The sequence below is a fragment of the Ensifer sp. Root1252 genome (assembly GCF_001425885.1).
GTDB lineage: Bacteria > Pseudomonadota > Alphaproteobacteria > Rhizobiales > Rhizobiaceae > Ensifer > Ensifer canadensis.
This window is the reverse complement of sequence record NZ_LMDT01000045.1, coordinates 240521-254127: the sequence shown is the minus strand read 5'-3', so window position 1 is coordinate 254127 and position 13607 is coordinate 240521. Positions and strand designations below refer to the sequence as shown.

The 13607-nt window shown below is 62.7% G+C and carries 8 protein-coding genes; 1 reads left to right on the top strand and 7 read right to left on the bottom strand.

All coding sequences use genetic code 11. The features are described from left to right. The first annotated feature begins 187 nt into the window (after nt 1-187). Complete coding sequence (locus tag ASD02_RS31535) at nt 188-1339, top strand: zinc-dependent alcohol dehydrogenase family protein (protein ID WP_051509185.1); 1152 nt, start codon at nt 188-190, stop codon at nt 1337-1339. Between the two features lie 46 nt (nt 1340-1385). On the opposite strand, the gene ASD02_RS31530 is transcribed toward ASD02_RS31535, so the two are convergent. From ASD02_RS31530 to ASD02_RS31500, 7 genes are all read right to left on the bottom strand, one after another. Further along, nucleotides 1386-1874, bottom strand: coding sequence for a MaoC family dehydratase (locus ASD02_RS31530; RefSeq protein WP_025424852.1), 489 nt, complete (start codon nt 1872-1874; stop codon nt 1386-1388). A 75-nt stretch (nt 1875-1949) separates the two neighbouring features. Further along, nucleotides 1950-3914 (bottom strand): glycogen debranching protein GlgX, encoded by a 1965-nt coding sequence (gene glgX, locus ASD02_RS31525; protein ID WP_057221583.1) that lies wholly within the window; start codon nt 3912-3914, stop codon nt 1950-1952. Nucleotides 3915-3979: 65 nt separating this feature from the next. After that, nucleotides 3980-5608, bottom strand: coding sequence for an alpha-D-glucose phosphate-specific phosphoglucomutase (locus ASD02_RS31520; RefSeq protein WP_025424850.1), 1629 nt, complete (start codon nt 5606-5608; stop codon nt 3980-3982). A 6-nt stretch (nt 5609-5614) separates the two neighbouring features. After that, the gene (gene glgA / locus ASD02_RS31515; RefSeq protein WP_025424849.1) at nt 5615-7057 is read right to left on the bottom strand and encodes a glycogen synthase GlgA; all 1443 of its coding nucleotides are present in this window, start codon (nt 7055-7057) and stop codon (nt 5615-5617) included. Nucleotides 7058-7068: 11 nt separating this feature from the next. Then, nucleotides 7069-8331 (bottom strand): glucose-1-phosphate adenylyltransferase, encoded by a 1263-nt coding sequence (gene glgC / locus ASD02_RS31510; protein ID WP_025424848.1) that lies wholly within the window; start codon nt 8329-8331, stop codon nt 7069-7071. Nucleotides 8332-8737: 406 nt separating this feature from the next. Beyond that, nucleotides 8738-10948: a 1,4-alpha-glucan branching protein GlgB gene (gene glgB, locus ASD02_RS31505; RefSeq protein ID WP_057217968.1), complete on the bottom strand. Its 2211-nt coding sequence runs from the start codon at nt 10946-10948 to the stop codon at nt 8738-8740. After that, nucleotides 10945-13407 (bottom strand): glycogen/starch/alpha-glucan phosphorylase, encoded by a 2463-nt coding sequence (locus ASD02_RS31500; protein ID WP_025424846.1) that lies wholly within the window; start codon nt 13405-13407, stop codon nt 10945-10947. Before ASD02_RS31500 ends, glgB begins: the two co-directional genes overlap by 4 nt. Between the last annotated feature and the right edge of the window lie 200 nt (nt 13408-13607).

Here is a 13607-nt window from a genome sequence, read left to right as displayed (position 1 = left end):
AAACTGCGAAGCGCTCTTTCGTCAGGAAATGCGTACAACAAAGAAATATAGCGTTTTCAGGCGTTAAGCTGGAAACGCTCTCGGGCCGGCAAATTGCTGCGCGATCTTCGGGATGCGCAACGCCCTGTGGCCGGGTCCGCAATCCGACCTTGCCGCCGGCCTTCTCCGGCGGCTAAGCTGCCCCCGTTTGCAAGCGGGAGGACATCTTGAAGACACGGGCAGCAGGGCAGCAGTGCTCAGGCACGCACCGGTCGAGCGGCCCTATGCCAGGTCGCGACCGCTCTCGATCGAGACCGTCGACCTCGACACACCGGGACCCGACGAACTGCTGGTTCGCATCGGCGCTGCCGGTCTCTGCCACTCCGATCTTTCGGTGATCAACGGCGACAGGCCACGGCCCGTGCCGATGGCGCTCGGGCATGAGGCGGCAGGCACGGTGGAGGCCGTCGGCAGCGCAGTGCGCGATCTCAAGCCCGGCGATCGGGTGGTGATGAGCTTCATGCCGAGCTGCGGCGACTGCCAGCCTTGTGCGGAAGGGCGTCCGGCGCTCTGCATTCCAGGTGCCGAGGCGAATGGCAGGGGAACGCTGCTTTCCGGCGAGCGCCGGATTCGTTGCGACGCTGTTCCAGTCCATCATCACCTCGGCGTTTCCGGCTTTGCCGACTATGCGGTCGTCTCGCGCCATTCGGCAGTGAAGATCGAGGCGGACCTGCCGCTGGTCGAGGCGGCACTCTTCGGCTGCGCGGTGCTGACCGGCGTCGGTGCGATCGTCAATACCTGCCGCGTCCAGGCGGGCCAGTCGGCCGCCGTCGTCGGTCTCGGTGGCGTCGGGCTTGCCGCGGTGCTCGGAGCGGTCGCGTCGGGCGCGGAGCGGGTCGTCGCGATCGATCTCTCAAAGGACAAGCTGGCGCTGGCACGCTCGCTTGGCGCGACCGACACTTTTGTCGCCACCGATCCGGATGTGGGGGATGCGATCCGCGAGGCGACGTCAGGCGGTGTCGATCATGCGCTGGAGGCGGCCGGTTCGGTCAAGGCGTTCGAGCTTGCCTATCGCATCACCCGCCGCGGCGGAGCGACCGCGTCGGCCGGCCTTGCCCATCCCTCAAGCCAGATTGCCATCCCAGCCGTCAGCCTGGTCGCCGAAGAACGCACGCTTCGCGGCAGCTACATGGGAAGCTGCGTGCCGAGCCGCGATATTCCGCGCTTCATCGGGCTTTATCGGCGTGGCAAGCTGCCGGTCGACAGGCTGCTATCGAGCACCGGTCCGCTCGAGGAGATCAACGAGGCCTTCGACCTGCTCGACCAGGGCAAGGTCATCCGGCACGTGATTGCGTTTTGATCAGAGCCGCGCCGTAGAGGGTGAGCTTGGGCTGCCATCGCAGGATTTAGGCATCGGCAGGGCGGTCCTTCGGATCGAACTGGATGATCGTCTGCCAGGTGGCCGTCAGTGCCGGTTTGCGTTCACCCTCGATTTCGACCGTGACCTCATAGGTGATCATCAACATGCTGCTGCCACGGAAGCGCGCGTCTGCGATGGTGAAGTGCCCGCGCACGCGGGTGCCGCTCTTCACCGGTGCGATGAAGCGCACCTTCTCGAAGCCGTAGTTGATGCCCATCGTCTGTTCGCGGATTTTGGGCAGGCAGCTGTAATTCATCGCCGACAACAGCGACAGCGACAGGAAGCCGTGGGCGATCGTGCCGCCGAACGGCGTCTCGGCGGCGGCGCGCACCGGGTCGACATGGATATACTGATAATCGCCGGTTGCCTCGGCGAACTTGTCGATCGTGTCCTGCGTGACCGTGATCCAGTCGGAGACGCCGATCTCGGTGCCGACCAGCGGTCTGATTTCGGAAAGTGAAATATCCTTCAGCATATGGCTGTCCTGAAAGTGGCCCCCCAACGAATCTATAGGACGGTCGGGTGAGTTCTAGCAAGTGGTGGGAATAGTTCAGAAATTTTCGACGAAGAAGGAAACGGAGCGAGGAGGGACAAAGGTGGGTGGGAGTTCTGCAGAAAGCGCATCTTGCCACTGGCCGTCGAGGCTTTCGGGCAGATGGATCGGGTGCGGCGCGTGGCTGCGATTGACGACGACGGCAAGCCGCGTCGATCGCGTCTTCTTGCCGTCGCGTGTGGCAAGCACCATCGTCAGGTTGTCCGTTGCCGGGTGCTCCCAATCGGTCACCGCCATCGGGCGACCATCGAGGCGCAGCCATTCGACATCGTCCTTGCCGGTAAAGAATGTCGTCTCGCCGAACACACCGAAGCGCTTCCTCAGCGACGAAAGCGCTGCCGTATGGGCGACCAGCGTCTCATCCATCGCGCTCCAGTCGATCCAGGTGATGGCGTTGTCCTGGCAATAGGCATTGTTGTTGCCACGTTGGCTGCGTCCGCCTTCGTCGCCGGCGGTCAGCATGATCGTGCCGCGGGACGCAAACTGGGTGCCGAGAAGCGCCGCCACGTCATGCCGGCGCGCAACCGTGATCTCGGGGTCGGTTGTCGCGCCCTCGGCGCCGTTGTTCCAGGAATGGTTCTCGTTGTGGCCGTCACGGTTCTCTTCGCCGTTGGCCTCGTTATGCTTGCCGGCATAGGCAACGATGTCGGCAAGCGCAAAACCGTCATGGGCGGCGATGAAGTTGACCGTTCGGGTGCCGGTGTCGCCCCAGCGGGAAAACGTATCCGAAGAGCCCGCAAGCGCTGTCGCAAGCGCACCGATCACGTGCCGGTCGCCGCGCCAGTAGAGCCTGACGTCGTCGCGCGCCCGGTCGTTCCATTCCAGAAACGGAGCGGGAAAATTGCCGAGCTGGTAACCGCCGGGGCCGACATCCCAGGGCTCGGCGATCAGCACGCGGTCGGCAAGCACCGGATCGGCTTGGATTGCCTCAAACAGGGGAGCGTTCCGATGGAAACCGGTCATGTCGCGGCCGAGGACAGAGGCGAGATCGAAACGGAAGCCATCGACGCCGGCGGCCAGCACGAAGTGGCGCAGGCTGTCGAGGATCAGCGCCTGGACGACAGGGTGGTCGCAGGCGATCGTGTTGCCGCAGCCGGTGTCGTTGATGAGATCGCCCGGCCTGTCGGTGACGTGGCGATAATAGGCGAGGTTGTCGAGCCCTCGCATCGACAGCGTCGTGCCGAGCCGATCGCTTTCCCCGGAATGGTTGAAGACCAGATCGAGGATGACGCCGATGCCGGCCTTGCGCAGTGCCTCGACAGTCTGGCGAAGTTCCTTCAACCCGCCCGGCACCAGCCGTGGATCGAGCGCCATCGGCGCGATCGGATTGTAGCCCCAGCCATTGCTGAGCCCCAGTAGCGGCAGGTGACGTTCGTCGATCCAGGCGACGATCGGCATCAGTTCGACGGCGGAAACGCCGAGCCGCTTCAAATGGTCGATGATGACGGGCTCGGCGAGCGCTGCGACAGTGCCGCGTTTCGCCTCGGGAATGCCTTGATGCAGCGCTGTGAAGGGTTTGACGGCGATCTCGTAGATCAACCCGCCCGCCCTGAAGATCGGCGGCTTCGGCTTGGCTGTCTTGACGTCCCTGACGATTGCCTTAGGCACCAGATCGGCGGTGTCCTCGCCGAAGATGGTGAGCCTCGGATCGTGCCGGAAAGGCCGGTCGAGTTCGATGGCGTAGGGGTCGACGAGCAGCTTCGCTGGATCGAACCAGAGGCCGTGGTCGGGCGAATAGACCCCATCAGCGCGAAAACCGTAGCGGGTTCCCTTCGGCGCATCGGCAACCATCAGGCTATGCACATCGCCGTCGCGCAACATCGGCAGCTGACGCAATGCCTTGGCGCCCGCCTTGTCGAACAGGCAGAGGTCGATGCACGCAGCATTGCGCGACCAGACGGCAAACCGTGTACCGTCAGGGGTAAGCGTGGCGCCGAGGGGTAACAATGCATCGGTCGGCATTAATCAGTCACCCCTCGGGTTTTCTTGCTATATCAGTCTCTTGCGCGCCCCTGATGGGCGCTCCGTCAGGTGATCACGCTCGGCTCGGTGCGGCCGGTGCGGGTCTTGATGCCGGCGATCTCATCGGCAACGAGGATCAGGTCGGCGAGCGCCTCCTGGGTGTCGATATCATGGCGGGCCGGATTCGGCTCGAAACGCTCGATGTAGACACGCAGCGTTGCGCCTGATGTGCCGGTGCCCGACAGGCGGAAGACGACGCGCGATCCGCCCTCGAACAGGATGCGGATACCCTGGTTCTTGCTGACGGAATGGTCGACCGGATCGTGATAGGAAAAGTCGTCTGATGTCGCGACCTTGAGCGCGCCGAAGGATTTCCCGGGCAGGGTCGCGAGCTGGTCGCGGAGCGCTGCCACTAGGCCGTTGGCGGCATCGCTGTCCACTTCTTCGTAGTCGTGGCGCGAGTAGTAGTTGCGGCCGTAGGTCGCCCAGTGCTTGCGGGCGATGTCGAGCGCGCTTTCCTTGCGCACGGCAAGGATGTTGAGCCACAGGAGGACCGCCCAGAGGCCGTCTTTTTCGCGGACGTGGTTGGAGCCGGTGCCGGCACTTTCCTCGCCGCAGATCGTTGCCATGCCTTCATCGAGAAGGTTGCCGAAGAACTTCCAGCCGGTCGGCGTTTCGTAGAGGCCGATGCCGAGTTTTTCGGCGACACGGTCGGCGGCGCCGCTTGTCGGCATCGAACGGGCGATACCGGCAAGTCCCTTGGCATAGCCCGGCGCCAGATGGGCGTTGGCGGCCAGCATCGCCAGACTGTCGGACGGGGTGATGAAGATGCCGCGGCCGATGACGAGGTTGCGGTCGCCGTCGCCGTCGGAGGCTGCGCCGAAATCGGGGGCGTTGGGCGCCATCATTGTCTCGTAGAGCGCGCGGGCGTGTACGAGGTTCGGGTCCGGGTGATGGCCGCCGAAGTCCGGCAGCGGAATGAAGTTCATGACCGAGCCCTTCGGCGCGCCCAGACGCTTCTCGATGATCTCCTTGGCGTAAGGCCCGGTGACCGCGCTCATTGCATCGAAGACGACGCGGAAGCCGCCCGAGATCAGCTTGCGGATAGCGCCGAAGTCGAACAGGCTTTCCATCAGCGCGGCGTAGTCGGCCACCGGGTCGATGACGGTCACAGTCATGCCGTCGATCTCCTGCGAGCTCTCGGCATCGAGGTTGACGTCGGCGACATCCGAGATCTTGTAGGTGTCGATCACCTGGCTGCAGGCATAGATCGCGTCGGTGACCTTCTCCGGTGCCGGACCGCCATTGCCGATATTGTACTTGATGCCGAAGTCTTCGGTCGGGCCGCCGGGGTTGTGGCTGGCGGAGAGCACGATGCCGCCGAAGGCTTCGTATTTGCGGATGACGTTGGAGGCGGCCGGCGTCGACAGAATGCCGCCGCGGCCGACGAGTACGCGGCCGAAGCCGTTGGCGGCCGCCATCTTGATGGCGATCTGAATGACTTCGCGGTTGTAGAAGCGGCCGTCGCCGCCGATCACCAGGGTCTGACCGGCAAAGCCTTCGAGGGCGTCGAAGATCGACTGGATGAAGTTCTCGGCATAGTTCTTCTGCTGGAACACCGGAACCTTCTTGCGCAGGCCCGACGTGCCGGGTTTCTGATCGCCATAGGGTGTGGTGGTGACTGTTCTTATCATTCTGACTTAGCCTTTCCCGAGAAGACCGGAATATAGTGAGACGTAACGCTCGGCACTTCTGGCCCAGGAAACGTCCGATTTCATGCCCTGGGTCTGCAGACGCGCCCAGACTTTCGGTTCGTTGTATGCACGGAAGACGCGCCGGATCGCAAGACGCAACCCGTCGGCGGTGACCGGCGTGAACTGGAATCCGGTCGCCACCTTGGCTGACAACCCGGCTTCGTTCGCGTCGATGATGGTGTCGGCGAGGCCGCCGGTACGGGCAACCACCGGCACGCAACCGTAGCGCAGGCCGTAGAGTTGGGTCAGCCCGCAGGGCTCGAAGCGCGACGGAATGAGGATTGCGTCGGATCCCGCCTGCATCAGGTGCGACAGCGGTTCGTTATAGCCGGTAACCATGCCGACATGGCCGCGATGGCGCGAGGCGGCGGCGAGAAGCGCGCCTTCGAGCGCCGTGTCACCGGAGCCGAGAACGATGAGCTTGCCGCCCATCGCGACGATCTCGTCGGTGACTTCGGCGAGAAGGTCCATACCCTTTTGCCAGGTCAGCCGGCTGATGACGCAGAAGATCGGGCCGTTACCCTGTTCGAGCCCGAAGCGTTCCTCCAGCGCCCGGCGGTTGGCGGCGCGCTGCTTCAATGTCGTCGCGCTGAAATGCTGGGCGATAAAGGGGTCGCTGGCCGGATCCCAGACGTCGGCGTCGATGCCGTTGACGATGCCGGAGAGGTCGGAAACCCTGCTCTTGAGCAGGCCTTCAAAACCCATGCCGAAGTCCGGAGTCAGGATCTCCTGCGCATAGGATGGGCTGACGGTGGTGATCGCATTTGCGGTCTGCAGGCCACCTTTGAGGAAGCCGACATCGCCGTAATATTCGACGAACTGCGTCGAGAAGGCTTCGGGCGGAAGTGCCAACTCGGCGAAGATTTCCGGCCCAAATTGCCCCTGGAAGGCGATGTTGTGGATCGTCAACACTGTCGGCGTCGAGGCGGCGCGGCCAAAGCGCATATAGACCGGCGTCAGTGCCGTCTGCCAGTCGTGCACATGGACGATATCGGGCTTCCAGCCGGACACGACATCGCCGGCGGCGATTTCGGCCGCAGCCAGCGACAGGGCGGCGAAGCGGCGAAAGTTGTCGACATAATCGCGGCCGGTGGCGTCGACATAGGGGCCGCCGTCGCGCTCGTAGAGGGCAGGCAGATCGAGCACCAGCAGGTCGAGGCCGTCAAGATCGGCCGCGAGAACCGAGGCCGGGCTGCCGAACAGATTGGCAAAACTGCCGACCTTCTTTTTCTTCTTCAGTTTCTGCAGCACCGCGGGATAGCCGGGCACCAGGGTGCGGGTGCGGATGCCGTGCGGCGACAGTGCGGCCGGCAGGGCGCCGACGACATCGGCGAGCCCCCCGGTCTTGACCAGCGGATACACTTCGGACGCAACGGAGAGGATGTTCATCAGCGGCGGACCTACATTCCCAGTTTGTCGATCATTGTCTGGGTGATCAGGCAAACGCCGTTTTCCGAACGGCGGAAGCGCTTCGCATCCAGTTCCGGGTCTTCACCGACGACGAGGCCCTCCGGAATGACCACGCGGCTGTCGATCACCACGTTGCTGAGCAGCGCGCGGCGACCGATCTTCACATCGGGCAGTATGACGGCATTTTCCAGTCGCGAATATGAATTTACTCTGACGCCGGTGAAAAGCAGGCTGCGATTGAGGGCAGCGCCCGAGATGATGCAGTCGCCCGACACCAGCGACGAGGTCGCGGAGCCGCGGCGGTTCTCGTCGTCATGCACGAACTTTGCCGGCGGCTTGATCTCGGCGAAGGTCCAGATCGGCCAGGTGCTGTCGTAGATGTCGAGTTCGGGCGTTACATGCGTCAGGTCGATATTGGCCTGCCAATAGGCATCGATCGTGCCGACGTCGCGCCAGTAGGCTTCGCGTTCGAAGTCCGAGCGCACACAGGACTGGTTGAAGCGGTGGGCGACCGCCTTACCGTTGTCGACGATATACGGGATGATGTCCTTGCCGAAGTCGCGGCTCGACTTCGGATCGGCCGCGTCGCGGCGCAACAGATCCATCAGGAACTTGGTGTGGAACACGTAGATGCCCATCGAGGCGAGCGCCATCTCGGGATTGCCGGGAATGCCCGGCGGATCGGCCGGCTTCTCGACAAAGGCGATAATGCGATCCTTGTCGTCGACATGCATCACACCGAAGCCGGTCGCTTCCATGCGCGGCACTTCGAGGCAGCCGATGGTGACGTCGGCGCCGGAATCGACGTGCTGCTGCAGCATCAGTTCGTAGTCCATCTTGTAGATGTGGTCGCCCGCCAGGATGACCATGTATTCGACGCCGTGATCCTCGATGATGTCGATGTTCTGGTAGACCGCGTCGGCGGTGCCTTCGTACCACTGCGTTTCGGAAACGCGCTGGCTTGCCGGCAGGATATCGAAACTTTCGTTTCGCTCGGGGCGGAAGAAGTTCCAGCCGCGCTGCAGGTGGCGGATCAGCGAATGGGCCTTGTACTGCGTGGCGACGCCGATGCGACGGATGCCGGAGTTGAGGGCGTTCGAGAGTGCGAAGTCGATGATGCGGGCCTTGCCGCCGAAATAGACGGCCGGCTTTGCCCGTCGGTCGGTCAATTCCTTCAGGCGGCTGCCGCGGCCGCCAGCGAGAACATAGGCCATGGCATCACGGGCCAAGGGTTGCGTACGCTTTTCCACCATTTGTCCTCCCCAAAATCATTGTTCTTCGGGATCGTCACGGCGACCTTTGGCGACGCCTTGCGGCCCTCGAAATTTCTTCTTGCACTCCCGCCGTCCGGTTCACCCGTCGGGCTGGAACACTCTGCAGCGCCGCGCGTCTTATTAGACTTAGACGCGCAAAGGTCGCTGTAGCACTTTGAATTGCTGCATGTTTTTATCCTTAAATCGAATAGGATTTAAGGAAACATGCAGCAGCATTTCCGATTTGAACCAAGTCGAAGAAACGCTCTATCCCTTTGTTTTTGCGCATTTCCTGACGGAAAACCGCTTCGCAGTGCGTTCAGATGAACGCACAAAGGACGCTCTAGCACTTTGATTCTAGAGCATCTTATCCGCTTTCAGTGATTCCACTTGAAAGCGGGATGCTCTAGTCCTGCTCCAGCATCAGCGTTGCCAAAGGCGGCAAGGTGATGGTGGCTGCTATTGCTCCTGTCTGATCCTTTTGTGCCTGAACGGCGCCGCCGTTGCCCTTGCCACTCCCCCCATAGATTTCCGCATCGGTGTTCAATATTTCCTTCCAGCGACCCGCGACCGGAAGCGGGATCGTGTAGTTTTCCCGATAGACGGGCGTGAAATTGGTGATGACGGCGACGAGCTTTTCACCCGGCGCCTTGCGCAGCCACGCAAAGACCGAGTTGTCCCGGTCGTCTGCGAGCAGCCATTCGAATCCGTCGCCTTCGCAGTCGCGCGCATGCAGCGCCGGCTTCGAGCGATAGGTGCCGTTGAGATCGCGCACCAGTCGGCGCATGCCCTCATGCAGGTGATATTCCAGCAGGTTCCAGTCGAGCGCGCGCTCCTCCGACCATTCGCGCCACTGCGCAAACTCCTGCCCCATGAACAGGAGCTTCTTGCCGGGGTAGCCCCACATGAAGCCGTAGTAGGCGCGCAGGTTGGCGAACTTCTGCCAATCGTCGCCGGTCATCTTGGCAATGAGCGAACCTTTGCCGTGCACGACCTCGTCATGGGACAGCGGCAGCACGAAGTTTTCGCTGAAGGCGTAGAGCAGCCCGAACGTCAGGTCGTTGTGGTGGTGGCGACGGTGGATCGGCTCGCGCGACATGTATTGCAGCGTGTCGTGCATGAAGCCCATGTTCCACTTGAAGCCGAAGCCGAGACCGCCGGCATGGACCGGATGGGACACCTTGGGCCAGGACGTCGATTCCTCGGCGATCGTCAGGATGCCTTTGTGGACGCCGTAGATTTCGGTGTTCATCGTCTGAAGGAAGCGGACCGCCTCCAGGTTCTCGTTGCCGCCGTATTCGTTCGGCACCCATTCGCCGTGTTTGCGCGAATAGTCGAGGTAAAGCATCGAGGCGACGGCATCGACGCGCAGCCCGTCGACGTGGAATTTCTCCGCCCAATAGAGCGCGTTGTTGACGAGGAACGACAGCACTTCCTGCCGACCGAAATTGTAGATCGCCGTATTCCAGTCGGGGTGGAAACCCTGGCGCGGATCCTCATGCTCGTAGAGCGCGGTGCCGTCGAACCAGCGCAGCCCGTGCTCGTCGGTCGGGAAATGCGCGGGCACCCAGTCGAGGATGACGCCGAGGCCGACTTTGTGGCAGCCGTTGACGAAACGCGCAAACCCTTCCGGCTCGCCGAAGCGTGCCGTCGGCGCATAGAGGCCTGTCGTCTGGTAGCCCCAGGAGGGATCGTAGGGGAATTCGGAGATCGGCAGGAATTCGATATGGGTGAAACCCATGTCGACGCAGTAGGGGATCAGCCGGTCGGCGAGCTCATCCCAGGACAGCATGTCGCCATTGTCGCGGCGCTGCCACGAGCCGGCGTGGACCTCGTAGATCGAGATCGGCTGGCGGCGGGCGTCAGTCGATGCCCAATGGGCGCGGTGCGCCTCGTCTTCCCACACCTGTGCGATCTCAGGCGTCGTCACCGAGGCGGTGTTGGGCCGAAGCTCCGAACGGCGTGCGAAGGGATCCGCCTTCAGCGGCAGCAGCGTACCTTGGCGGTCAAGGATTTCGTATTTGTAGGCAAGGCCCGCCTCGACACCGGGGATGAAGATTTCCCAGATGCCGGTGTCGGTCCGCAGCCGCATGACATGGCGCCGCCCGTCCCAGCCGTTGAACTGGCCGACCACCGACACGCGCTTGGCGTTCGGGGCCCAGACGGCGAAATGGTAGCCTTGAGCGCCTTCATGGTCGGTCGGATGGGCGCCCATCTTGTCGAACAGCCGGAGATGCGAGCCCTCGCGGATGTAGTAGTCGTCCATCGGTCCGAGTACGGGGCCGAAGCTGTAGGGATCGACGACGATCCACTCGCCGCCATCGTTGCGGGCGCGATAACGCACCGGCTGGATCTTGCGCAGCGAGACCGGTCCCTCGAAGAAGCCGGCGTCGTCGCGCCGCTCGAGGGTTCCGAGTTCCTTGCCCGCCAGCGTTTCCGCAACGACGCTAGCGGCATCCGGGATGAAGCAGCGGGCGACGTAGTTTTTTCCCGCCGGATGCACGCCAAGAACGGCAAAGGGATCGTCGTGCGTGCCCGAAAGAATGGCCGCAATGGCCGGCATTGACAGCAGGGCTGCGGCTGCGGGTTCCGGGTCCTTGCCGGCCGAAGGGGTCATCCGGCTCTCCAAATTTCCCCGGCATATTGCCGGATGGTCCGATCGGACGAGAACCAGCCCATGCGCGCGGTGTTGCGTACGGCCTGCGAATACCACGCCGACGGCGTCGTCCACAGCTGGTCGATTTCACGCTGCGCCCGGGCATAGGCTTCGAAGTCGGCCGCGACCATGAACCAGTCGTGATTGTAGAGGCCATCGACGAGGCTGGTGAAGCGGTTGCGGTCATCGGGCGAAAACACACCCGAAGCGATCGCCTGCAACGCCTGCGACAGCTCGCGCGACCCTTCGATGATGGCGCGCGGATTGTGGCCTTCGGCGCGGGCGTTGGTGACTTCCTCGGCCGTCAGGCCGAAGATCTTGATGTTTTCCTCGCCGACCCAGTCGCGCATTTCGACATTGGCGCCGTCGAGCGTGCCGATCGTCAGCGCACCGTTCAGCGCAAACTTCATGTTGCCGGTGCCGGAGGCCTCCATGCCGGCCGTCGAGATCTGCTCGGACAGGTCGGCTGCGGGGACCATGATCTCGGCCAGCGAGACGTTGTAGTTCGGTACGAAGACGATCTTCAGAAGACCGCGCACCGCCGGGTCGTTGTTGACCACGCGGGCGACGTCGTTGGCCAGTTTGATGATCAGCTTGGCGTTGTGGTAGCTCGGCGCCGCCTTGCCCGCGAACAGCTTGACGCGCGGCACCCAGTCGAGCTCGGGATGCGAGCGGATCTGGTCGTAGAGCGCCACCGCCTCGATGATATTGAGGAGCTGGCGCTTGTACTCATGGATGCGCTTGATCTGGATGTCGAACATCGCCGACGGGTCGAGCCTGAGGCCGAGGCGGCTTTGCACAAGCTGCGCCAGCTTCACCTTGTTGGCGCGCTTGACCGCGGCAAAACGCTCCTGGAAATCCGGTTTGTCGGCGAAGGCATCGAGTGCCTGCAGCGCCTCGGTATTGTCCATGAATTCGTCGCCGATCGCCTCGCGGATCAGGCTGAACAGGCCGGGATTGCACTGCATCAGCCAGCGGCGGGGGGTGATGCCGTTGGTCTTGTTGTTGATGCGATCTGGATAGAGCCTGTGCAGGTCGGCAAAGACCGTTTCCTTCATCAGCTCGGTGTGCAGCGCCGACACGCCGTTGATCGAATGGGAGCCGACAAACGCAAGGTTGCCCATGCGCACCCGGCGGTCGCCGCTTTCGTCGATCAGCGAGATGTTGCGGATTTCCTGGTCGGTGGCGCCCTTCTGCTTGCGCGCCTCGATCAGGATCTTGGCGTTGATCGCATAGACGATCTGCATGTGGCGCGGTAGCAGACGTTCGAAGAGCGGCACGGGCCAGCTTTCGAGCGCTTCGGGCAAAAGCGTGTGGTTAGTGTAGGAAATGGTCCGGCGGGTGATCTCCCAGGCCTGTTCGAAATCTAGGCCGTGCAGATCCGTCAGCAGCCGGATCAGTTCGGCAATCGAGACCGCCGGATGCGTATCGTTGAGCTGGATCGCGACGGCATCGGGCAGCGAGGTGAAGTCGGGATACTGCTGCAGGTGGCGGCGCAGGATGTCCTGCAGAGACGCGGACGAGAAGAAATATTCCTGGCGCAGGCGAAGCTCCTGGCCGGCGGGCGTCGCGTCGGCGGGGTAGAGCACGCGGGTCAGGCTTTCGGCCTTGTTGCTTTCGCGCAGCGCGCCGATGTGGTCGCCGGCATTGAAGGCATCGAGCAGGATCGGGTCGATCGGCTGCGCCGTCCAGAGCCTGAGCGTATTGACGCGCTTGGCGCGCCAGCCGACGGCAGGCGTGTCGAAAGCGGTGGCGATCACACGCTCGGCCGGCTTCCACACGAAGCGCTGGATCTCCTCGTCGACATTGGCGGTTTCGACAACGCCGCCGAAGCCGATCTCATAGGAGCTTTCGCGCCGCTCGAACTCCCAGGGATTGCCATGGGCAAGCCAGGTCTCCGGCAGCTCTACCTGCCAGCCATCGGCCATCTGCTGGCGGAACAGGCCGTGCATGTAGCGGATGCCGTAGCCATAGGCTGGAACGTCCACCGTCGCCATCGATTCCATGAAACAGGCTGCAAGACGGCCGAGACCACCATTGCCGAGTGCTGCGTCGGGCTCGAGCAGGGCGATGACATCGATATCGACACCGAGCGAGGCGAGCGCATCGCGCATCTCCTCCATCAGGCCGATATTGGTCATGGCATCGCGCATCAGGCGGCCGATAAGGAACTCCAGCGACAGATAATAGACGCGCTTGGCACCGGTCGCGTAGGTCTGGCGGGTCGAATCCATCCACTTGTCGGTGATGCGGTCGCGCACCACGAGGATAGCCGCGGTCAGCCAGTCATGCGGCTTGGCGACCTTCGGATCCTTACCGATACGATACTTCAGGCGTTCGAGAATTTCGACGGCAAGCTGATCGGGTTCGGAAGAACGAAGTGCGGGCTGCGGCAGTTCGTTGGCGGAAATCTTGTTCATCATCAGAACTGTCTTACCCTTTTGCGTTGGGAGGTCGCAGGCCGGAACCGACCGGGGATGGGCAATTTATGCATCGATCCGAAGCGCTTGCAACAGCTGTTTTTAAAAGGATTAGAATTGCCTGAATAGAAGGGATACGCGACGAAGAGCCATGGGCTTGACGATTGCGCGAACGAAAAATGCCGCCCGGCGGGACCGGG